Below are 23,036 nucleotides of genomic sequence, written 5' to 3' on the forward strand. Positions count from 1 at the left end.
TTCAGGTTCCTGTTCATTTTCCAGCCCCGCCTTTCTCCGCATACCACTGATTGACCTCAGCCGTTATTTGTTCACCGCCGAGCTTGTTCCACTGTGCGGCGAATTCATCAAATTGGCCGATCGGTCGTCCCTGAATGATATCCAGAAAAGCATTGATCTGGAGGTTGTATAAAATATTCTGCTTCTCGATCATCGTTTCCGTAGGGGCTCCGACAAAGCTCTCGTACAGAAGCTGATTATTTTTCTCATACTGGTCAAGGATGGAGAATGCCCCCGAAGCTCCATAAGTCAAATTCCATCCCCAGCCCGTCTCGCTTTCCTTGCCGCCGGCTTCGTAGGCGGCGATTCTTTTCTGAATCGTCTTCGCTTCATCCTTGAGCACGGCGGCATTCCCGGTGAGCCGGAATTCTTCAAGCTGGCGGAAGGCCTCGAGATTCTTCAAGACCGGATATGGAGTCACGGGCGACAGCTTCCATACCGCCTGAGGGGCATTATAGTACGTCTCATAATCACCGGTCACTCCCCAGTTTTTTTCGAGATGCAGGTTGAACAGCTTGACGAGTGCTTCAGGATGCTCATACCCCTTGCGGACAGCCAGAAATTGGTTGGTGCTGAACGGAAGCGGAACTTTAGGAGCTGATCCAGACCCGGAAACAAGCGGAAAAGCTTTCCACTCCGCCTGCCAATTGTGTTCACGACTGGTTTGAACCAGAAACGAACTCCACTGCTCTCCGTACAGCATGCCGATTTGTTCATTCTCAATCTGTTTACTGGCCTTCACACCGTCTTTGAAACCAAACTCTCTGTCCAGCTGTCCCGTGCGGTACATCTCCTGGAGTTCCTGTAAGGCGGTCTTAACCTCCGGCTGAATCCCTCCATAGACAAGCTTTCCACTCTTGTCCTTGATCCAAATACCGGGATAGGCGTTATACCCTGCCATAAACCCGGTAAGCCCCATTACCGGGTCCCACAAATATTTGGTTAAAGCGAGGCCGTACGTGTCCCTCCGACCGTTCCCGTCAGGATCCCTCTCTGTAAACGCTTTCGATATTGCCAAAACATCATCCATCGATTGCGGCGGCTTTAGCCCTAGAAGGTCCAGCCAGTCCGTGCGAATCCATATAAACATGGCCCCTTCAATAGACGAAGTGGTCTCCGGTATCGCCATCAGCCTGCCGTTAATAGTTGCGGTGTCGAATGGGCCGCTGCCCTCCTGGCTCAGCACTTTTCGGGTCAGCGGAGTTGCATAATCGTTGTAGACCTGGGTAAGATCCTGAATCAATCCCGCATTGCTGAGCACTCTGAGCTGTGAAGCGTTCACCCGGACAATATCCGGGATATCGCCGGAGGCCAGGGAAGCGCCGAGCTTTCGGGAATAGATGGAGCTCCAGGCGGTCCAGTCATACTTAATCCGGATACCCAGCACATCTTCGTAAAGCTGTGTCCAGCGGTTATCCTCCAGCGTCTCCCCCGGCAGTTGACTCAGCATTTCTTCAAGCGCATCGTTATTTTCACGCACGAAAGAAAGCTGAATGGGCTGCTCGTATTTGCTTAGTCCAGGCTCCTGGTACAAAGACGATTTCTCCTCTATTCCATCTGAGACTGGATGCTCGGAAGGAAGGTTACCGCTTCCCTCGCAAGCGGTCAACAGTTGAACGGCGATACATGCTGTGACAGTCCAATGGACTCGGTTCATGATTGTTTTCGGCACCAGTTGCACCCTCACTTTGCAAGAATATAAATCTACCGGAATATTATATTATCCAAGCAAGTCGAAGGGAAATGTAAGGTGCATTTCTTGATTAGCTTACCTGTTCTTTACCACTTTTTCACTATCGCCGGTTTGAAGCCTATCTAGAACCCTGTGACCGCCTGGAATGCGGGTTTGGCCTGGAGCTGCTTGTCGAACAGCAACGGAGCCTCGGTGCGCACGACGGGAAATGTACTCAGCCAGGTATGGTCGTCCGAGATCCCCCAGAACATGACCCCGCTTAGCAGCTCCTTGCGGGTTCTTAGCGCGTCGAACAATTCTCCGTACCGTTCCGCCTGCTGCTGCAGAATATCCCCGGGAACATCCGCGCCTACATCGCTTAGGTCTTTATAGACATACAGACTCATATCCAGCTCGGTAATCTGGTTATCGAGCCCCAAATCGTGGAACTTTTGCATGGATTCTATAATACTCTGGGTGGAAGGGTACTCCAGATTAATATGGGTCTGGTGCCCGACCCCGTCGATCGGTACACCCTTCTCCAGCATTACCTTCACCAGATCGTACAATCTGTCCCGTTTAACCGGATTGTCTGTTCCGTAATCATTGATATACAGCTTGATGTCCGGTCCTCCAGCCTTGCGGGCAGCCCGGAAAGCCGTCTCGATAAAGCCGGTACCGGTAATCTTGTACCAGTTGCTGGCCCGCATTCCTTCCGGGTCTCCCGGCTCAATCACTTCATTCACGACGTCCCAGGAGGAAATGTCATGCTTGTATCGTCCGACAACGGTGCTGATATAGGTGTCGAGCCGCTGAAGCAGCAGCTTCTTGTTCGTTTCGCGTTTCTTCGCGTCGGTCTCATCGGCCATAGCTTGGCCTGCTTCATCCCTGAAGAACCACTCCGGCGTCTGACTGTGCCAGACCAAGGTATGGAAACGCAGCCCCATGCCGTTCGCCTTGGCGAAGGCAACGATCCTGTCGGCCCGTTCCCAGGTGAAGCTGCCTTCTGCTGGCTCAATCGCATCCGGCTTCATTGCATTTTCGGCAACAATCCAATTGACCTGCTGCTTCAGCAGCTCCGCTGTCCGTCCTTCCGTCTGTTCAGGTTCAATTGCTGCTCCCATGCGGAAGTAATCAGCATAGACTGCAGACAGCGACAGAAGACCCGTCTGAACCGGAGGTTCAGACGAATCTTCTGCGGATACGGCTCCAACCGTCTGCTTCGCTTCACCGGAGGGCTGCTCCGATACAGCTTCCGGCAACGTAGCCGGCTCCGGGGTTAGGGAGAATGCTTGATCTCCCGGCGGTCCCGGCACAAGAGAAGCCGGAGTGTTGCCTTCCGCCGGGACGGGCGGGCGGGCCGGCAACAGGAACGCTGCGGCAAGTACAAGAATTAGGGCGAGCATGGCGAGAAGCCCGCGCCTGCGGTTACTATTCATAGCTTATGCCCTCCTTTTAGCCGACAATGCCGGTGCGCTCTATACTTTCAACAAAGTAGCGCTGCACGAACAGGTAAATGATAATCAGCGGCAGAATCGCAAGCAGTATCCCTGTATCCTGGACCATGCTCAAGTAGAACGGATCGGCCTTGGAATTGGCTCCGTCCTCCAGCATAATCGCCAGATTATAAGGCAATGAGCCTAGTTGGGTTGCCATCACCTTGCTTGAAGTCAGATAGGTTGTCGTGAAGAAGCTGTCGTTCCACTGCCATACAAACGAAAAGAGCAGTACCGTGACAATGGAAGGTATGGCATTGGGCAGCATAATTCTGTAGAAGGTTTTGCCCACGCCTGCTCCGTCGATATAAGCCGCTTCCTCGACCTCTTTCGGGATTCCCCTGAAAAATTGCCTGAAAATAAAGATGTACAGCCCTGCCTTCAGCGAGTTGGCAGTGGCTGACGTTAAGATAAACGGCCAGTACGTGTTCAGCAAATTGACCGTCTTGCCGGTCAGAAGCGGAACCAGTCCAAGCAGGCTGAAATCTTTTAAATTCAGGTAGACTGGAATCAGAATCGTGATGGGCGGTACTAGAATGGTAAGAATAACCCCAGCGAACAGAACCGACCTTCCCTTGAACTTGAGCCGGGCAAACCCGTATCCCGCAAGCGCGCAGGAAATGGCTGTCAGCAGCGTGGTCAGCGTTGAAAGGGTAAACGTATTGAGCAACGCTTGCCAGTAATCCATGATATCGATCGCTTTGATAAAGTTATCGAGCGTGTAATGCTCGGGAAGCCAGATGACGATCGGCGAATACAGATCGCCTTTATCTTTGATGGCCGTGGATATCTTCTGGAGAATCGGGTAGAGGATAACGAACGACAAGCCCGCAAGGAGGGTCAGCCGCACTAAGGACCAGATCCATTTCTTCCAGCGTTCCAGCGACAGCAGCCGGGTCGCAAACATTAGGCCCATCCCCCTTTTAATCATAGTAGAAGACCTTTCTGGAAATCAGGAAGCTGCTGATGACCAGAATCAGCGTCACGGCAGCAAAATATAGCCAGGCCATCGCGGAGCTAAGACCGAAATTGAACTGGGTGAAGCCCGTTTCCCGAATCAGATCCGTCATTTTGTTATTCGAAAAGGAATCGATAATGGTGTAGATGACATTCACCAGAATGAGCGGGCTGACCATGGGAAAGGTTATTTTCCAAAAAGCCTCATACCCGGTCGCCCCCTCCATCTTGGAGGCTTCATACAGCTGCGGTGAGATGGTCTGGATACCGGCCAGGAAAATCAGGATTTGCACACCGGACTGGCTGACAATGTCGTAAATGCGACTTACCGCGTTGCTCAAATAGTCGACAACCCATTCGCTCAGCCCCGCGTCCAGCATCAGGCTTTCCAACTGAAAGGTGCCCATTCCGTGGATGGCTCCAGCCCCGGCATTCTGTTCGTTGACGGCTTGAATTAGGCTGGTACTCTCCAGGTTCAGAATCACGCCGGAAGCCAGGATAACCGGCAGAAAGAAAATGGATCTGGCCAGTGATCTCCCGATAAACTTCTGATTCAGCAGCACTGCCAGAAACAGACTGAAGATCACAATGAGAGGCACATTGATGATCATGTTCAGAATCGAATCCGCCAGGGAGCGGTTGAACTCGGTATTCACCGTCAAAGCTTCCAAATAATTTTTAAAGCCGCTGAAATGAACAATCAAGCCGTCGGAATTGGCCTGCACCGAGCTTAGGCTGTAGCGCAGGGAAGATAAAAGCGGAATCAGGAAGAAGAAAATGAATCCGAGCAGCCAGGGCAGCACATAGAAAAAGCCCAATAGCGCTTTTTGTTCGTTGTAGGTTCTGCGATTCAGTCTCAGTATGGATTTCAAAATTGCTCACCACCCGTAATATAGCTTTCGGCCTCAATCGTCCGGCCTTCGGCAAGCACTGCGGTACGATTATAATTAACAACAACATATACGCCGTTTTCGTAGGTGCTTTTATAAACGCCGTCTGCCAGCTTCTCGTGTCCGGTCAGCCTCTGATTCTGAACGTTCTTCAAAACCCCGTTCACTTCCAGGTACATTTCGGCGGCCTGGTTGATCCATTGTTCATAGTTGACCGCATACAGGTCATCGAATTCCGTGTCCTTCACCTTGTGGTTCTGCTCATAAATCCATTCATAATAGACGCCGGAGCCATATTCCAGGCTCTTCAGGATATATTGCTTCGAGTTGGTATATGTGGACAGATTGTAAGGCTTGCCCGTGTAGTTCACATATCCCCGGACGACCATTGGATAGAACGGAATTTCCTCATCCTCCAGCTTGAACCGGCTGCTGGACATCGGCGCATCCGTGATGTCGGACAAGTAAGGAAGCGCATAGGCATTTCCTCCGTCGGCCATAATGTGCAAGGACTGCTTGGAGATCCGGTCCAGGGACTGAATGGATATTTGCTCGGACTCCCCCCGGTCGATTTCGTGATCTCTGCGGAAATCGCTATTCAATTCATCGGCCATATCCCTTAATACGATGCCACCGGTATCAAACGGTTTCATTCCCTTCAGCGTGGCATCCACATAACCGCCGACCCTATCTGGTGAGATAATGTAGGAAGGGGTGCGGGTACGGTCCCGCCTGTTCAGTGCCATATTGTAAGGATATACGGCTGCCGGGATTTCACTAAGCATTCTGGAAGCTTTCTGGTTAATCTTGAAGCCCGAGGTCTGGCCTGCCTTCAGGAGCGCAACATCAGGGAATAGCTGAACCCCTTGTTCCCTGGCGAATGCCGCCAGGCGGTTTAGACCCTTGCTGCCGCCGAGCGCCTTGTCAACAGACAGCTGATCGGGCACTTTATGATCCAGTCCCCGATTGAACCAGCCTGCATATTTAAGCATGATATTTTCAATGCCGCGCTGCTTCATCTGCTCCAGCACAGACTGGGCATCCTCAAATGTGGTCAGCGGCTCCAGCGATTGATAAGGGATGCCGAGCACATGCTTCGTCTTGGTAATGCCGCCCACCAGTTCAAGGTAAAAGGGCGTGTTCACCAGAGCTTCCGCCGTTTGCGCTTTGGGCAGTCCGCCATGGTCTGTCAGATAATTCTGGTAATAACGTGCCATGCCCTGGTAGGATGCATCCGCACCGCTTAAGAACGCATAGCGGATTACATAATCCGTCTTGGGCATTTCCTGCTGAAATCTCGGCAATGTGCGGTTCTGGTCTGACGCGGTCAAGGTGACATCTCCCTTGGCAATTAGCGTAAAGCTCGGATACACATAGTTATAGCTGTTCACTCTTCCGCTGGTATCGGCATTAATGGTGGCAAACGGCGCTCCCTGTTCAATAATGCCCAGCAACGCGCCTTCCTTCCGGATCAGGCCGAACACCGGCAGCTTGACTTCCTGCTGCTGCGCGTAGGCGTCCGTTGTTTCCGTTGCTCCATCCTTCCCGTAAACGGCCTGCTTGTAGGCTGGATATTTGGTTTTGCCATTGTTGAAATGAATCAGCGCCCCGGAGCCATCCGGTACAAACAGTGAACCTTGTTCATTACGGCCGCCCGCTCCAAAGAAGCTCAGGACCGAGATATCATTGACCGGATAATCCGCGGGATAGCGGATATCCGCCGTCGGAACCTTCACCACCAGTTGATCCCCGTCAAGCGAATATTCAATCGACAGCTGGAAGATACGGGGCACCGGCTTGGTTTGGCTCAAGTGGTTCTCGGCAATATCCTGCTGCAAATCTTCCTCCGTATACCCCGCTTTTTCAAAGCCCTTCAGTGTCCGGTCCAATTGAAGCCCCTTCAGCGCTTCATCGTTGCGGGTATACACGCCTTTCTCCTCATCGAGAGTGTAGGCGATTTTCATGGTACGCAGCCCGGTTTTATCCATCTTGCTCATGATCTTCTCCTCGAACCGCGCCTTGCTCATCTTCATCGGCAGATCTTCGGCCGTTTTGGCGGTAGTTCCGAACTGGTAGAAGACCTTGACGCCTTCTGGCGTCTGTTCCATTTTCATTTGCTTATTGGCAACGCTGTCCGTATACGAATTGACAGAGCTGACCTGTCCCAGATAGTTATAAAAATCCAGCTTGATCTGCGCGGACAACAGGTCTTTATTGTCTCCGCTTGCCAATGCATCTGCTTCCCGTTTGAGCGGATTGCTGTACCAGACCGTTCCGTCCGATTGCTTCTTGACGGCTATGCCGCCCGTGGCTTCATCCATAAACAGCCGGAGGTGCTCATTCTCCAGAACACCTTTCATGCCGTCCACACGCGTATCGTCAAAGGCGGATTTCAGACGGTCCCCTTTATCAAAGGACACTTCAAGATCCGGTTCATGCCCGCTCGTCTGGCTGCTTGAACCGGACGATGTACAACCTGCCAGCATACTCATGCTTAAGAGAATCGAGAGCAGTATGATTAACGGCTTCCTCATTCCCGGTCCTCCTCCTATCCTCTCAAGACAATTTCTTGGGTTATGGTTGAGATAAATTCAACAATCTGCTGAATCAGACTGAAAAAAAGCAAGGCCAGGAAGGCCATAAAAGCCATAGCCACTACTGTTAACAGAATCGTTCCGATCGTCTTGGACGGAGAAAACTGATGAACCGTCATAATTCCGACAAACAGCAGCAGGCCCGACCATATCACGGCAAAGTTTTTGAAAAAATAATAAAAAGAGCTTTCCTGCGCAGTAATGATATTGCTGACCCAAATCCACGGAAAGTTGATAAGCACGATCGGAATCAGGGCAAAGCAAGTGGTGATAAAAATTTCCACGAACTTCCCTTCCCCGTCCATCAGCGTGGTCAGCGACCAGTTCGCCACACACCAGAAGAGAACGGGAACCAGCACATAGGCTGTTTCCAGCAGGCTGTTCAGATCCTTGGGATTGTTCAGATTCACCAGAAATCCGCTGTACTGGCTGCCCAGTATATTGGTCAAAATAAGCATAAACAATATACCGAAGGACAGGATCAGGCTCTTTTTTTGACTGCATTCATATTTGAGATCCCAGTATCCGTTGAACGGATGAACAATGACATACAGCGGAGTGTGCAACGCTTCTCTGTTCAATGGAGTACAACCTTCTTTCTTGCCCTCATTTTCCGGTACATTCTCCAGATCTGCCATATAATCACCAGGGCGATGACAACGGTCATTATGGTGGAGAAATGTTCGCGTAGCACTTCTTTACGGTAGAGCAGGAACGCTTTGGAATAGTTAGTCCGGTCCATACTTCGCTTGAAATACTGAACCGCCTCCTTGTATTCGCCTTTCCGGAGATGAGCCTTGCCTATGCCGGCATAGGCATACTCCATATTCGCGTTCATGTTCACAACCTTGCTGAAAAGCTGGTAGGCCTGTTCTTCATCGCCTCTGTAATAACTTCTAACGGCGTCGTTCAGCGTCCTCCCGTAATCGGTGGTCTGAAATACCGTGATTTCCCCAAGCGTCTGGTCCAGCACAAGGATGTCATCGCCGTTATGCTCTATGGCAGCAGGGGTATTGAATTCACCCAGACGGTTGCCGAGTCCGCCCAAAATAAACATCAGGTATCCATCGCCATTGTAGGTAAAGACCCGGCCCCGTTTAGCGTCAAGCACCGAATACATCTCGCTGTCGCCCACATCAATATCCACAAGACGGGGAGCGCCGCCCGAGAGCGTCGAATACATGATATCGCCGCTGGGCTTATAGTAGCCCTCTCTTCTCAGGATATCCGCACCCTGCGCGTTCAGCTTCTTGATCGGGTCACCGTATTCGTCACCATTAGTTGCATACAGGAAGCCTTCATCATTCATATCCAGATTGGTAAATTCGGTTGGTGTGTACATGACCATTTGCTCGCGCTGTGCCTGGGTCGATATGGATTTCCAGAAGTAATCCACGGGATCCACATGCACCCGGTTCGCGCCCATGAACGATTTAAAAGCGCCGTCCGCACCGAACTCCATAAATCCGTCGAAAACACCAGCAGACATGACATAGATTCGGTTAGCCTTATCCACGGCTACGCGGACAGGCTGAAAATCAAAGTTCGCCTGCAGCAATTCGGATTTCGGCGATTCGATGACACCTACCGCATTGAACCGGCTGTCAAAATGAACGATACGTTTATTCCCCGTATCTGCGACATAAATCTCCTTCTGGTCTGTCACAAAAATCCCCTGCGGATTGTTAAAATGATCCGCCTTCCCTTTGAGCAGAAATGAGTCCAGGGTTCTGACGGATTTGTAGTTCTGATCCAGTACAACAAACCGGTTATTGCCTGTATCCAGCAAATAAATCTGCTTGTCGGACGTAACCTGAATATCCTGCGGATTCTTGAAATCGCCTGCACCGGAGCTTATGCCCGTTATTAGCGTGGTTGCCTCATAGGCGGACGGAGCCGCCACATTATCCCCCCAGTATGAATAATTGTAGGAAGGGGCCGCGCTCTCCGCCTGGACAAGTTCTCCTCCAAGCCCCAGGCTGACCAGGCAGCACAAGGCCAGCAGACCGGCTTTTCGTTTCTTCATGCTTGCGACCATTGGTTACCGTTCCTCCTTTCTACTCCTTCATACCGGAAGTGGCCATCGTCTGGATAACACTGCTCTGTGAAATAATGAACAATAGAATCGGCACTGTCATCAGCAGCAGAGCCACCGCCGCCCCTACCCCGGCACGCGCAATTCCTCCCTGAATAATCTGGCTTAACGCATAATGAAGGGTCTTCAGGTTCTCACTGTAGATGAAATTGCCTCCATCCGTGCCCCACAGCGCCGGAAATTGCAAGATCATAAGCGTCAGCCATGCCGGTTTGACATTAGGCATCACGATTTGCCAGAACACCCGGTATTCATTCGCCCCGTCAATTTTGGCAGCTTCAATCAGTGCGTCCGGAATCTGCTCCATAAACTGCTTCATCAGAAACAATCCCAGGGAGAACGCCAGTGAAGGTACGATGATCGCCGCTTGTGTATTGATCCACCCCAGCTGGGACATCACCAGATAGTTGGGAATGGCCGTAACATGCGGCGAGAACATCAGTGACAGCACCACAATCTTGAATAGCATACCGGAGCCTGGAAATCTGAACTTGGCTAGGGGATAGGCCGCGGCTGATGCCAGCAGGATATGCCCTGCGGTCCCCACCAGCGTAATCAGCAGTGTATTCGCCACATATCTGGAGAAAGGCACCCAAGAATTCCCCATAATTAATACAAGATCCGTGAAATTCTCCATCGTCGGGTTTCTCACCAGGAAACGCGGCGGGAAGATAAACAGCTCGTCAAGCGGTTTGAATGCATTGTTTACGGCATAGACCAAAGGAAGGACCATGAACGAGCCGAACATCAGCAGCAGCCCAAATAGCATAAAGCTGACAATAAAAGATCGGTTCAGCCTTTTTTGAGGGCGAAAAGCCCCTATAACTCTTGCATACAGGGTCATTCACCCACCTTTCTCAGCAGTTTCTGGGTCAGCATATTGGTTCCAAGCATGATGCCGAAGAGTATGGTCGCAATTGCGGAGGCATAACCCATCTCAAAACGGAGCGTCCCGTAATCCATCAGATGGGTTACGACCGTATGCGCCGCGTAGTTGACGCTCGGGAACCCCGCAAGTGCTATAGATACATCAGCCACCGCGAAGGAGGCGGTGATCTGCATGACGGCACCGAACATCAGTTGCGGCCGCATGGATGGCAGCGTGACGAACCATAACTCCTGCCAGCGGTTCTTGATCCCGTCCATTGCTGCTGCCTCGAACAGTGATGGGTCAACGGTCTGCAGCCCGGCGATAAAGGCCAGAAAGCTTGTGCCCAGGCTGAGCCAGAGCTGAACGATAATCACAATAGCAAGAACATATTTCTCATTCTGCAGCCATTGAACCGGTTCAAGCAGCACGCCGATTTTCATCAGGAAACCGTTGAGATAGCCGTAGCTGTCGCCCGAGAAGACGATCAGCCAGATAAAGAACACATTGCCCGAAATGGAAGGCGCATAGAATACCAGGGTCATAAGCGCTCTGACAAAGGGCGACAATTCATTGATCAGCCAAGCGAACAGGAAGCAGGCGATATAGCTTAACGGGCCTGTGATGACGGCGAACAGAAAGGTGTTTTTGAGCGCAATCATAAAAACATCGTCGCCCAGAAACAGCCTTGAATAATTCTCCCAGCCTACGAAGCGGGGCGTCTCCAGCATATTGAAGTAGAAGAAGCTTAACCCCAAGGAGACGACCACCGGAATGACTGTGAACAAGAAGAAGATAATCATATAGGGGCTCATCATGAGATAATAATGCTTGCTCTTCTTCATTTCTTTCCATAATAGCGCCAAGCGGGACTTCTTGACGGGACTGGCCAGCCCATGTAAGGCTGGTTCAGTGGCATTTTGTATGTGTACCATCGGCTTACAGCCTCCAAACTAATACGGGAGTTTAAATTCCTTCCGCTTGATCTGAATTTCATCGTTAATATAGATCAGATAATCCGATAAAGCTTCGCGCGGATTCACGTTCCCGTTCACAACCTTGCGGAACGCATTGTCCAGATGTCTGCCTGTGAAGTAGCCGCCGGGAACCTGCGGGTTGCCTTTCACCCATTGCCACTGGCTCTCCAGATTGATATAATCCTTCACCGGCCATGGTAATTCCTCAAGCGCCTCGATATTGGCAGTCGGGTAGCGGGCTGCCGCGCCCATCAGACCTTCCATTTCACGTCCGTACTGGACCTGGGTTGCCTTGTCTGTCCACCATTTCATGAACTCCCAGGAGGAATTCTTGTCCTTGGCGTTCTCCAGCAGCATGACTCCGGTCGTATGGCTGGCCACGCTGTGGTCAACCGTACCGTCCGCCTGAGGCGTACCTGGAACGAGGGTGAATTCCCATAGATTGCGGATTTCGGGAGCCATAACGGTAAGGCTGTTATAGATCGTGTAATCGGCAATCCCAATCGGCATTTCCCCTGTACGGAAGCGGTTCGGAAAGTCCGCCTTGACCGGGAACTTGTAATTGGTATAGAACTGGGTCCATTTGTTGAATTCTGCCATGGAGATCTCTGAGTCCAAGGCGCTTTGCTTCTGGTCGTCCGTATACAAATGTCCCCCATTCTGATAGAGCAGCATGGTGAAGGCCGCATTCGGCACCAGCGTGGCATTGTTCAGCGTATCTTCGAGCGGAAGATAGAACTCCAGATTATGCCTTTGCAGAACGGACACCACATTGTATACATCCTGCCAGGTTTTGGGCGGCTCCAGACCAAGCTCCTGCAGAATATCCTTCCGGTAGAACAGCATAGGGAATATCTGCTGCTCGGGAAGCCCGTAGACGTTTCCGTTGTACTTGTATGGCGTCAGAGCGCTGTCACGGAATCTGGAAGCGACCTCTTTGAAATCAGCAAACCCGGATAAATCCGCCGCTGCTTTTCTCATTGCATAGTTGACGGGAAGATCCTCTCCAATCTGCATGGCTACGTCCGGCCCTTCACCCGCCAGCGTCGCAGGCAGCAGAATATTGGGCGGCACCAGTCTTAGAGAAACAGAGATGTTCGTATCCGGTGTGAAGGTATCGTCAATCATGCTCTTCATCACTTGGGCCTGATCCCGGCCGGTTGAAATCCAGACCGTGATCGACTTCTGCTTCTTCGCCACGTTCCCGATGCTGTCATAATCCGCGGTATACGAAGCAGTAAACGCACCCAGTTCATGCTTCAGCTTTTGGAAGAAGGTGGCCTGTGCACGGGGAAGCTTCTTGCCTGGAGCCGAGACGATTAAGGAATCCAGGGTCAGCGGCTGCTCCAGCACGGTAAGTATCCATGTTCCGAGTCCGCCTACATTGGTTTTGAACGAAGTCAGCCGCTTGGCAACCGTGCCCGGATTCTTCACCATATCCTCCAGTTGGGTCACCATAGAGTATAGAATCGACACCTTGTCGCTGCGTTCCCCGGTGGCCTGCTCCAGATAATTGCCGACACTTCGAATGATATCCGCCTGTTCCCGGAACACTTTGGTCATATCCGGAATCCGTTTCTCCAACTGATAGTCGCGGAACTTGTCAGGATTGTTGGAGGTAATTGCCAGAATGTTGCGGTACATTTCATTCAGGGTCAGTACACTGGACTGGATCGTACGGACCAGAGGCGCGATATCGCCTAGTGTGACCGTCAGCCTTAGCGTGTGCGTCCCTTTCGTGAGATGAAACAGATAAGGCTCCTCCCCGCCGAGCACGTTCATTTTCCAGCTGGGGCTGTAATTGAAGCGGATCTGCTTCATTTCCTTGAACGGATATTCACCATCAATCGTCAGACTGCGGTTGGCGTAGACGCCCCGAAGCTGATCCTGCTTCTCCTTGAGTGCAATCTGGTACAGCCCGTCTTCAGGCGCATTGACCTGCCATTCTATCCATTGACCGGGCAGCTTCCAGTTCACACCCCCGATCGTATTAATCCTTATACTGGAGACATGGTAAGGAACAACTGTCGGACTGGAATGGTCTGACAACGGGTATAAGGTCGGTGAGGATTTGGCAGACGCTGCTTCCGCCTGAACCTCCATATAGGGTTCAGTTACAGGCTGCAACCCCTTGACCTCATAATCCTGTTTGACTTCTGAATAGGATTTGACCTTCTGATCCTGAAACAGCTCAATATAATCAATTGCCATAGGCTCACGGAGTGCGGTAAGCGACAGATTCTGGTTCCCCTTCTCCAAATAGAAGGAATACGGCTCCTCATAGAAACCTTCGCTGTCTGCGAACACAGAGGATTGCCATACCGGCTTCTCCACCTGTCTGGGGCGGAGGTCGTTGCCGCGGTCATCCCTTTTGACTTCGGCCTCCCGGTTGCCCCAGACCCGGTCGAACAATAAAGAGTCTGCGCCCTTGAACGGCGTCTTCTGATTAATGGCGAAGGAGCGTTCAATCGATGAGCTTTTTCCTTCTATCGGGTAATAATGAATGCGTATGTTGTACAAGCCGGTTTCGGTAATCGGCACATCCCAGCTGATCGTTCCCGATTCGGGAGTAATGACTGCGGCACCGCTCAGCCCCTCAAACTGCTCTTTGACTTCAAATGGCTCACCCTGGGTCAGGGAGAAAGCTTCTCCCTCGATCCGGATATCCTGATCCGGCCTTTCAGCATTCTTATATTGCTTCAGGTAAGCCTCATAGCCGCCTTCAGCCAGATCATTCGAGACCGCAGCAAACTTGCCTTCCTGTGGCGAATCGGAATGAACGGGAGGCTGCGAGGAATTAAACATCCAGAACGCCCCGGCCAGCAGTGCAACAACTAATATAATCGCTGTGCTCCTATTTCGAATATTCAACGTTCTCCTCCCCTTAAGCGATGGATCATCATTGGGATTAACAGTCCGCCAGGCTGGTGTTTGCAGCCAACCGGGGACTGTTAATTTATAAGGCTATCTGTTTATTTTTTGTAGACAGCATCCACAGAAGCCTGAACCTTCGCTTTGTATTTCTGGATGACAGTGGACGCTGACGTTCCTTTATTAAGCTCGCCCAGCAAGTCGTAGTAAGGCATCGTCGAGAATGTGTTATGGTTCGTAAGCCTCATGCCGCTCTCTACCAGCTTCGCATTGTTGATATCTTCCTCATTGTCATAGGTGCTTTCCAGTGATGCCTGTTTCGGATATTCGTAGATCGATTCGATGTCGTTGATCTTCTCCCAGATATAGAGCAGCCATTCCGGGTGCTCCGATTTCTTAGGAATGGTCAGGAACTGGACACTGGATTCCACGCTGTGATAGGTGGAAGCGCTTGGCCCTTTGGGAAAAGGAACAAAGCCGATATCATAATCCTTCATATCCGTTTTGAACCCGCTGGCTTCATAGTCCGCTCCGGCATACATCAGTGTGTTGCCCTGCCGGAAGAATTGAGCCGGTTCTTTCCAGTCACCGCCCTCTGTCGGTCTTGCCACCTTCTCCGCTCCCAGCTTGGAGATGAACTTGAAGACCTCAAGGGTTTTGGGATCATCCAGATTTTGCTTGTCATCCACGGTAAGATCGGTTTCATTCGAGGCAAGCGCCATATCCAGGAAACCGGAGGAGGCCAATCCCCAAACATCAAGTTTTCCGTTGTTATCGGTATCTTTATTGGCCTCTTTCGCTACTTGAGAGAAGGTATCCCAGTTCCAGTTATCTTCATCTACATATTCCTGGAGTGGCTTCATTCCCAGCTTCTTCATCAGGGTCCGGTTATAAAAAATACCGCTAATCAGATTGCCAGTGTTCTCTGAAAAGCCATACCCCTTGCCGTTGTATTGGGAGAAATCACTGGTCATCTCCTGGTTGAAAGCATTCTCATTCTTGGTATACTCGTCAACCGGCCAGAACAAGTCCTGCTTGGTCAATGCCGGGATCATGTAGGCCTTGCCCATTCTGACAATATCTCCAAGAGGCTCGCCGGCTACCAGTGAAGCTACAACCTTCTTCTGGTATTCACCGAAGTCGAGCGCAACGTACTTCACCTTGAAATTATGCTTCTTTTCCAGCTCCTTCAGGTTTTTCTGGCGCTGGATATTATCCGGGTTGTCCTCTGGAATCGTCATATCCCACCAGGAGACAATCTTGATCGTTTTGCCCCCCATATCAAAATCCATTTCCGGTGTGGCGTTTGTCGGTTCTGCGCTAGCCGATGCTTCCGGGCTGACCTCTGTCCCCGGCGTATTCGCCGCAGTTGTAGGTTTGGCTGACGCCTCGCCGCCGGCATTGGTGCTCTTACCGGAGCCCCCGCTGCATGCAGTCATCGCAGCAACCAACATCAAACTAGTGAATACTGACATTACTTTCTTTGCTCGCATTATGTGCCCCCCCAAGTATGAATGACTTACCTCGAAAGTTTAGCGCTTACATTTCCATGCAACAACCTGCCTAACTTCAGCAGTTCACCCGACAGATTATAGGTCCGGTCACAAGCCCTGTACACTTGTTCAAGGACTTCATTTATCTGGTAAACAAATGGTACCTGCCTCAAGAAATGCACATTGTAGCCTTTTCGTCTGTTGCACATAATGGATGATAAGCACTATTTTATGAGCCTGGTCATCATTCCTGGAAGCCAGTCACTTGATTGTTAATCCATTCAATTCCTCTGGAAAGCGGGGTCTTCATATTGTATAGAATCTTATGTATCGAGCGAAACAGCCAATTGAGAGAGATCGCTTCGTATATGGCGGGTGGCTTGATTACGGATTTCAGCATACACCTGCATGCCGATTATTCGTCCGCTATCCTTCCGTTAATCCGGAGAGAAGACATTTCGCTCATACTTCTTAATATTAGGAACGACCATTTGACGGGAATGGGACTCTGTGAGCAAATTCGCAGGGAAAGTCCGGTTCCAATCATTCTTTTGGGAGGCAGCAGTGATTTTGATCTGGCGCGCAAAGCGCTGATGTTTGATGTAAGCGATTACTTGACCGACCCCGTTAACCCTGAAGAGCTGGCTAGAAGCCTGGAAGCGGTCAAACGGAAACTTGGACCCCTGAGCAGATCCAACACTCCGTCTCAAGCCGTTGGAGAGGCAGCCGGGGAAAGAGACTCCGCCGCCTCCTGTTCGATCATTAATACGATAAAACAATACGTGGATGAGCAGCTGCACCAGAATATTACCCTGAAACGGATATCCGATTCCCTGAATTTCAACTGCGCTTATCTCGGACAAAAATTCAAGCAGCACGAGAACATGTCTTTCAACGAATACCTGCTGAGGCAGCGCATGGAGAAGGCGAAGCTGCTGCTGGAAACCACCGAAATGAAAATCTACGAGATTGCGGACGCTGTCGGGTATACGGAAATGGACTGGTTCTACAAAAAGTTCCGAGAATATACGGGGACGAGTGCAAACGAATACCGAAAGCAATGCTTCATCACGGCCTGAGCTGGATGGCTTATGCAATTTTTTAGACGGAAAATAATCAAACGGCTGCTCGTCCTTTAGTGGACAACGCAGCTTTTATTCATAAATATTTTCCATTTATACTAATTTTTTTAATATTTAAAGTTTAACTGTTATCCCAAATTAGTTTTATCTAATAATAGATCAATAAGTCGTGAGGATCGGTCATTGTTTGAACGAAAACGATAATTTATTATAGTTGCATGGTTATGTAAGCGCTAACATGTAAAAGGGGGTTAGGGTAAATAGCATTAGGATTAACCCACGGCCAAGCCGCAAATGGTTCATGGAAGGAGGAGTGCCTGTCGGCCAGTAGGCTTAGGGTATAGCAGTCCTGTGAAAGGCTCCAATTATACAAAGGGGGAGTGAACCGATGCGTAGTCACAGCATGAGAAGCAATTCTATTCGTAAATTTCTTTATATTTCGCCCTTTATGGTTTTACTTGCTGTCTTTGCATACTATCCGCTCTATGGCTGGGTATATGCATTCTTTGACTATATGCCGCCGATTCCGCTGTCACAATCGCCTTTTGTCGGGTTGAAATGGTTTCATTCCCTGGTAGAGAACCAGGTAAAGGTCGATCAGCTGCTTCAGGTCATCAAAAACACCTTCGGCATCAGCGGGCTGAGCATACTTTTCTCTTGGCTCCCCATGATCTTTGCCATTTTCCTGACAGAGATCAAAGCCGTCCGTTTCCGCAAATTTATCCAGACCGTAACCACCCTTCCGAACTTTATCAGCTGGGTACTGGTCTATTCCCTGGCATTTTCCATGTTCTCAAGTGAAGGAGTCGTCAATGGTTTTTTGAGCCAGATGGGGCTGAGCGACTCTCCTATACTCTTTCTTCAGAACTCGGACCATGTCTGGATTACGATGTGGATATGGGCCACCTGGAAGTCACTGGGCTGGTCGGCCATTTTGTATATTGCGGCGATTATGAGTATTGATGAGTCCCTGTACGAAGCGGCTTATGTAGATGGTGCAACAAGAATGCAGGTCATCCGGCATGTTGTTCTGCCAAGTATGCTGCCGACTTATTTTGTGCTGTTGATGCTCCAGATTGCCAGCTTCCTGAACAATGGGCTGGAGCAATATTTTGTTTTCCAGAATGCCTTCAACAAAGACACCATCCAGGTATTGGATCTATATGTATACAACCTGGCTATGGGAGGCGGCAGCTATTCCGTTTCCGTCGCGATCAGTATGCTGAAAAGCCTCATTAGTGTTGTGCTTCTCTTTTCCGTAAACGGGCTGTCCAAATTGTTAAGAGGGGAGGGCATCGTATGAGTGACAACCAGACCGGTTTGACGCCGAATGCCAAAGAAAATAACATCTCCCCCAAAATTAAAATGCAGGTCAGTGCAACCGACAAACTGATTTCTGTCGTGATCTACGTGCTGTTTTCTCTCTTTGCATTTATGTGTGTCTATCCGTTTTACTCCATCATTATCAATACCATAAGCGCCAACGATCTCAGTGCCAAAGGTGAAATTGTGTTTTGGCCAAGGCAGATCCATTTCCAGAACTATGTTGATGTGTTCAAAATACCGGGACTGTGGAATGCATTTGTCATTTCTTTGGGGAGAACGGTAATAGGTACACTTTTGACTGTCGGGGCCTCTGCCTTTTTGGGGTTCATGTTTGCCCAGGAGGATATGTGGGGGAAAAAATTCTGGTACCGCTTTACCATTATTACGATGTTCTTTAGTGCCGGCATTATCCCCTGGTATCTGACCATGCGATCGCTGCATCTGACCAACAATTTCCTGGCATACATCCTGCCGTCCATCGTAGCCCCGTTCTTCATCATACTTGTAAAAACGTTCGTAGAATCCACGCCGAAGGAATTGCAGCAGGCGGCCAGCATTGACGGTGCCGGGATTATGACGATCTTTTACAAAATTATCTTGCCCATAAGCAAACCGATATTGGCGACAGTCGCCATATTCTCGGCAGTCAACCAGTGGAACTCCTTTCAGGATACGCTGTTGCTGGTTACCGACAGTAAATTATACAGCTTGCAGTTTATTCTGTATAACTACATCAATCAGGCCAGTTCCTTATCCACCATGGTCAATCTGCAGAATGCCGGATCTACCGCCATGGCCAGTCTGTCCACCAAGCAAACCACTACATCTATTCGGATGACTGTTACCATTATCGTTGTCGCTCCTATTTTGCTGATTTATCCAATTTTCCAAAGATTCTTTGTAAAAGGAATTATCATTGGTGCAGTCAAAGGTTAAATTGCACCATTATGATAAATTAATCATTTGGGGGGCTGTAAATGAGTAAACACAATAAGCTGGCAAGAACATCATCAATGCTGTTCGGCACCACCCTGCTTCTGGTAACAACGATATTGAGCGGATGCAGCAGCAACGCTAATAATGCGGGTACAGCAACGGGATCACCTACTGCGGGTACAGCCACCGAATCATCCAATCCGGGTACAGGAATTGATCACAGCAAGCCTTTGACCATTAACGTATTTGACAATGCCGCAAATTACCAGGGTGAGCAGACCGGATGGTACGGAAAACTGATTAAGGACAAGTTCAATATCACTCTAAATATTCTATCTCCGCAGGTTGCCGGCGATCAGCTATACAAGACAAGGTCGGCATCGGGAGATCTGGGAGACCTCCTGATTATTGATAACAGTCAGCTCGAGGAATTAATTCCGGCGGGTATGATTATGGATATCACGGATAAGATCAAGAATACGGAGTACCTGTCCAAATATGTGGACAATCACTTCAAGCCCTTCAATACTGCATTCGAAAGCATTAATCCAGACGGCAAAATTTATGCGCTGCCGACCTTTACATCGGACACTTCCCCGACCACTTTCTCGGAAGAACTCCCTTACTCAAGTCCGCTTATGCCTTGGGATTATTACAAGGGAATCGGGGCTCCCAAGCTGAACAATCTGACCGATCTTCTGAATGCCCTGAAGCAGATGCAGGCGAAGTATCCCAAAACACCTGACGGCAAACCGATCGTTCCAATTACCTTGTGGAAGGACTGGGATAACGGAAGTATGGAAAATGTTCGTTGGCTGAGTAACTGGTACGGTTATGAACAGCCCGACGGAACCTCAACCTTACAGTTAAACGCAAAAGGCGATATCGTTCCTCTCGTTGACGACAACAGTATGTACAAGAAGATCCTCCAGTTCTATTATGACGCTAATCAGATGGGTCTCGTTGACCCTGACTCACCGTCCCAGGATTGGAATAAAGTCTCTGAAAAGCTGACTAACAAACAGGTCCTGCTCTTATGGTATTCATGGCAAAGAGGCTTCTACAATACCATTGAAAGAGGCAATAAAGGTGACGGCAATGTGGCCATTCCGATCGCGGATACCCATATTATCCAGAATAGTGATGCCTACTTCGGGAACGGAAGAGTATTTGCCATTGGTTCAAAAGCAAAGAATCCGGAAAGAATCATTGAATTCATGGATTGGCTGTCCTCACCGGAAGGCCTGCGCTACTATACCAATGGATTTGAAGGCTTCAACTATGAAAAAACAGCTGATGGCAAGTTTAAGCTGACTAAAGTAGGACAAACGGCCTTCCAAGATAATACCCCTGTTCCAGATCAATACGGCGGCGGAGGATATCAAGACGGCCAGAGTAAGCTCAATACTATGATTATGAGTGACTTTGTAGTAGATCCCGATACGAAGGAATTCTACAACAGTACCTATTGGAGCTCAACGATTGAGGCAAACAAGACGGTTTTGACTACGGAATGGCAGAAGGCTTACAATGCAACCACTCCGACAGAGTACTATCAGAAAAACAATATGATCGATATCGTGCCGAACATTAATACCAGTCTCGGGTCGGACTCCTCAGACATCAAGAATAAACGCAGTCAGATTTCGGATGATGTGAAGAACACTTCCTGGAAAATGATATTCGCCAAGGATCAGGCAGAATTCGATAAGCTCTGGACTAAGCTGCAGTCCGATGTAGTGGGTCTCGGTTGGAATGACGTTCTTGCCGTAGATACAGAAAGAGCACAAAAAATCGTAAAAATGCGTGCCGATGCAATCGCCAACAAATAGATTATTATTGCTCAAGCGCATGCATCTCTTCTGTTCTAACTAAGTGGAAAGGGGCTAAAACGCAAGGGGCTGTCTCAAAAGTAGATTTTCTATGGAGGGGGATCGTTCTCTTCATTCTTAAAACCACAAAAAGTGAGCAAAGTAGCGCTTCTCCCGTATTTGGAGAAGCGCTGCTTTGTGTTTTTGGTCCACTGTGGCTTGCTTTAGCAGATTATGGGCAAGCAAAAGCCACCCGACTTCGAGGGTCACTTTTCCCATCCCTCGAAGCAGAAATCGCCGGAAGCCCCGGTTGTTCTTCAGTTGTCCAAACACACTCTCCAACGTTTCCTTGCTTTCTTTGCGGAAATGCAGCGTTTGTCTGGCTGGACATGCTCATGTATCCCCGGCTTCGTCGTACGTCCAGTTCTCAATCTTTCCGATATTCTCTTTCCAGGCTTTGCTCTTTTCTTTATGGTAGCTGCCGTATTGGACCACGGCCTACACGTGTTCGTTTTCCAAATACGTCAAGTTCTCTTCACTGCCGTAGCCTTCATCCGCATGAAGGTTGCATCCGGGTCCTTCTTGCTGAAGCTGTTTCGGTCCCCCAGCAGGGTTTGGTATTGCTCATATTTCAGCAGTCTGGGCAGCAGATCCTTGCGGAGCTGCCAAACGGCTTTTTTCAGGGGCTTATCTTTGGACATTCACGACACGAACGAGGTGGTAAGAAGGAATGTCATCTTCCAGAACCATTGGCAAGCAAAGTTGGTCCATGCTATATTGAATGTACAATGAAATCGCTCCTTTGGAATGGTTGGGTGGTACCTCCATTTTACCAAAAGAACGATTTCTTTTTCGTGTTATTGAAGAGTGAAAATTCGTATCCCGCTTAAACAGCGGAGAGGACGGACTGATTGTGGAAAAGCGGCAGCGGTCGCCTTGGTCTCCGGATTTTCACCGCTAAGGGGAATGAAAAAAATCTGGAGAGCACAGCGATTGGAACAACGGTCCGTTCGCGCAGCGTCCACCCAAGTGCTCACGTTGATCCTACTTAAAAACAGGGGGCTATCGTTTTCGGTTTTTAGACCCAAGAACGGTCCCATAACTAGAATATTCTACTTAATCCTTGAACCGGTCCGCTAAAAAATGAGCTTGGAGAACTGATACAAGCCGTTCTTCCAGACCGGCCAATCATGGTCGCCGTTCTCCTCTACCCAGATATGCGGCACGGAATGCTGCGACAAATAAGCATGCGTCCGGTCGCTGACATTCTTGAGACTGTCCAGATCCCCACACGATAACCAGAGCAGACTGAGCAGCTCGGCGGCCTTCTGCGGTTCCGGAAGCAACAGCTCAGGCAGCTTCGTATTGGGAGCCGGAGAGAACGCCCCGATCCAGGCGAAACGGTCCAGATGGTTCAGACCGATATTCAGGGATTGACCTCCGCCCATGGATAATCCGGCAATGGCACGGTGCATCCGGTCTGTCCGAACCGGATAATTCGCTTCGATATAGGGGATTAGATCATGGAGCAAATCCGATTCGAAGGTTTCAAACGCCTGTACCTTGTCTGGAGCAAAATGATCTCCTTCTGCCCGGTCATTCAACATCGCCCGGCCGTTCGGAAGTACCACAATCATGGGCTTCAGCATTTGATCCGCATACAAATTGTCCAGAATGATCTGAGGCTTGCCGTGATTGTACCACTCTGTCTCATCTCCGCCAATCCCGTGCAGCAGATACAAAACGCTATATTTTTGCTCAGCGGAATAGCCGGGAGGTGTATAGACCATTGCCTTCCGGGTGTTGCCTACCGCTCTAGAGGGATATTCTACGGTATGGATTATTCCCCGGGCAATGCCTTCCCTCTCCTTGTCATATCCGGCTGGTGCCGTTTGCATCGTATAATCTGGAATACTGTCGTTCATTGCC

General features: G+C 49.8%; 16 protein-coding genes and 1 pseudogene. 4 read left to right on the plus strand and 13 right to left on the minus strand.

Going from position 1 to position 23,036, the window contains the following annotated elements:
• Positions 1-13: 13 nt before the first annotated feature.
• The 11 genes from A3844_RS03535 to A3844_RS03585 all read right to left on the minus strand — a co-directional run bounded on the left by A3844_RS03535 (position 14) and on the right by A3844_RS03585 (position 15,952).
• On the minus strand, positions 14-1,696 hold the full coding sequence (locus A3844_RS03535; protein WP_074106802.1) for an extracellular solute-binding protein: 1,683 nt from the start codon (positions 1,694-1,696) through the stop codon (positions 14-16).
• A 158-nt stretch (positions 1,697-1,854) separates the two neighbouring features.
• Positions 1,855-3,150 (minus strand): endo-1,4-beta-xylanase, encoded by a 1,296-nt coding sequence (locus A3844_RS03540; protein ID WP_074106640.1) that lies wholly within the window; start codon positions 3,148-3,150, stop codon positions 1,855-1,857.
• Between the two features lie 16 nt (positions 3,151-3,166).
• On the minus strand, positions 3,167-4,114 hold the full coding sequence (locus tag A3844_RS03545; RefSeq protein ID WP_074085525.1) for a carbohydrate ABC transporter permease: 948 nt from the start codon (positions 4,112-4,114) through the stop codon (positions 3,167-3,169).
• Between the two features lie 16 nt (positions 4,115-4,130).
• Positions 4,131-5,036: a carbohydrate ABC transporter permease gene (locus A3844_RS03550; protein WP_074085526.1), complete on the minus strand. Its 906-nt coding sequence runs from the start codon at positions 5,034-5,036 to the stop codon at positions 4,131-4,133.
• Positions 5,033-7,588 (minus strand): DUF5696 domain-containing protein, encoded by a 2,556-nt coding sequence (locus A3844_RS03555; protein ID WP_074106641.1) that lies wholly within the window; start codon positions 7,586-7,588, stop codon positions 5,033-5,035. The genes A3844_RS03550 and A3844_RS03555 overlap by 4 nt, the downstream gene beginning before the upstream one ends.
• A 14-nt stretch (positions 7,589-7,602) precedes the next feature.
• Positions 7,603-8,229 (minus strand): YIP1 family protein, encoded by a 627-nt coding sequence (locus A3844_RS32170; protein WP_074106642.1) that lies wholly within the window; start codon positions 8,227-8,229, stop codon positions 7,603-7,605.
• The gene (locus A3844_RS03565) at positions 8,226-9,686 is read right to left on the minus strand and encodes an NHL repeat-containing protein (protein WP_074106643.1); all 1,461 of its coding nucleotides are present in this window, start codon (positions 9,684-9,686) and stop codon (positions 8,226-8,228) included. The genes A3844_RS32170 and A3844_RS03565 overlap by 4 nt, the downstream gene beginning before the upstream one ends.
• A gap of 19 nt (positions 9,687-9,705) precedes the next feature.
• Positions 9,706-10,587 carry a carbohydrate ABC transporter permease gene (locus A3844_RS03570; RefSeq protein ID WP_074085530.1) on the minus strand — a complete coding sequence of 294 codons (882 nt, stop codon included), beginning with the start codon at positions 10,585-10,587 and terminating at the stop codon, positions 9,706-9,708.
• Entirely contained in the window at positions 10,584-11,546 is a 963-nt protein-coding gene (locus A3844_RS03575; RefSeq protein ID WP_074085531.1) for a carbohydrate ABC transporter permease, read from the minus strand. Before A3844_RS03575 ends, A3844_RS03570 begins: the two co-directional genes overlap by 4 nt.
• Before the next feature lie 18 nt (positions 11,547-11,564).
• The gene (locus A3844_RS03580; protein WP_074106644.1) at positions 11,565-14,459 is read right to left on the minus strand and encodes an extracellular solute-binding protein; all 2,895 of its coding nucleotides are present in this window, start codon (positions 14,457-14,459) and stop codon (positions 11,565-11,567) included.
• Positions 14,460-14,560: 101 nt separating this feature from the next.
• Positions 14,561-15,952 (minus strand): ABC transporter substrate-binding protein, encoded by a 1,392-nt coding sequence (locus A3844_RS03585; RefSeq protein ID WP_074085533.1) that lies wholly within the window; start codon positions 15,950-15,952, stop codon positions 14,561-14,563.
• 311 nt (positions 15,953-16,263) lie between these two features.
• Here A3844_RS03585 and A3844_RS03590 point away from each other — a divergent pair, with 311 nt between their 5' ends.
• From A3844_RS03590 to A3844_RS03605, 4 genes are all read left to right on the plus strand, one after another.
• Positions 16,264-17,031: a helix-turn-helix transcriptional regulator gene (locus A3844_RS03590; RefSeq protein WP_074106803.1), complete on the plus strand. Its 768-nt coding sequence runs from the start codon at positions 16,264-16,266 to the stop codon at positions 17,029-17,031.
• A gap of 391 nt (positions 17,032-17,422) precedes the next feature.
• Entirely contained in the window at positions 17,423-18,337 is a 915-nt protein-coding gene (locus A3844_RS03595) for an ABC transporter permease subunit (RefSeq protein ID WP_074085534.1), read from the plus strand.
• The gene (locus A3844_RS03600) at positions 18,334-19,296 is read left to right on the plus strand and encodes a carbohydrate ABC transporter permease (RefSeq protein ID WP_208619393.1); all 963 of its coding nucleotides are present in this window, start codon (positions 18,334-18,336) and stop codon (positions 19,294-19,296) included. The genes A3844_RS03595 and A3844_RS03600 overlap by 4 nt, the downstream gene beginning before the upstream one ends.
• A 41-nt stretch (positions 19,297-19,337) precedes the next feature.
• Entirely contained in the window at positions 19,338-21,128 is a 1,791-nt protein-coding gene (locus A3844_RS03605) for a type 2 periplasmic-binding domain-containing protein (protein WP_074106645.1), read from the plus strand.
• Positions 21,129-21,245: 117 nt separating this feature from the next.
• Here the strand turns inward: A3844_RS03605 and A3844_RS33955 are convergent.
• Positions 21,246-21,802: pseudogene (locus tag A3844_RS33955) on the minus strand (transposase); the annotation flags it as partial.
• 441 nt (positions 21,803-22,243) lie between these two features.
• Positions 22,244-23,032 (minus strand): alpha/beta hydrolase, encoded by a 789-nt coding sequence (locus A3844_RS03615; RefSeq protein WP_083606671.1) that lies wholly within the window; start codon positions 23,030-23,032, stop codon positions 22,244-22,246.
• Between the last annotated feature and the right edge of the window lie 4 nt (positions 23,033-23,036).

Origin of the sequence: Paenibacillus helianthi (assembly GCF_001909055.1) — a bacterium.
Taxonomy (GTDB): domain Bacteria; phylum Bacillota; class Bacilli; order Paenibacillales; family Paenibacillaceae; genus Paenibacillus_AQ; species Paenibacillus_AQ helianthi.

Coding starts and splice junctions, on each gene's coding strand:
- A3844_RS03535 (WP_074106802.1), bottom strand. CDS start 1,696: ATGAACCGAGTCCATTGGACTGTCACAGCATGTATCGCCGTTCAACTG.
- A3844_RS03540 (WP_074106640.1), bottom strand. CDS start 3,150: ATGAATAGTAACCGCAGGCGCGGGCTTCTCGCCATGCTCGCCCTAATT.
- A3844_RS03545 (WP_074085525.1), bottom strand. CDS start 4,114: ATGTTTGCGACCCGGCTGCTGTCGCTGGAACGCTGGAAGAAATGGATC.
- A3844_RS03555 (WP_074106641.1), bottom strand. CDS start 7,588: ATGAGGAAGCCGTTAATCATACTGCTCTCGATTCTCTTAAGCATGAGT.
- A3844_RS03565 (WP_074106643.1), bottom strand. CDS start 9,686: ATGGTCGCAAGCATGAAGAAACGAAAAGCCGGTCTGCTGGCCTTGTGC.
- A3844_RS03570 (WP_074085530.1), bottom strand. CDS start 10,587: ATGACCCTGTATGCAAGAGTTATAGGGGCTTTTCGCCCTCAAAAAAGG.
- A3844_RS03575 (WP_074085531.1), bottom strand. CDS start 11,546: ATGGTACACATACAAAATGCCACTGAACCAGCCTTACATGGGCTGGCC.
- A3844_RS03585 (WP_074085533.1), bottom strand. CDS start 15,952: ATGCGAGCAAAGAAAGTAATGTCAGTATTCACTAGTTTGATGTTGGTT.
- A3844_RS03595 (WP_074085534.1), top strand. CDS start 17,423: ATGCGTAGTCACAGCATGAGAAGCAATTCTATTCGTAAATTTCTTTAT.
- A3844_RS03600 (WP_208619393.1), top strand. CDS start 18,334: ATGAGTGACAACCAGACCGGTTTGACGCCGAATGCCAAAGAAAATAAC.
- A3844_RS03605 (WP_074106645.1), top strand. CDS start 19,338: ATGAGTAAACACAATAAGCTGGCAAGAACATCATCAATGCTGTTCGGC.
- A3844_RS03615 (WP_083606671.1), bottom strand. CDS start 23,032: ATGAACGACAGTATTCCAGATTATACGATGCAAACGGCACCAGCCGGA.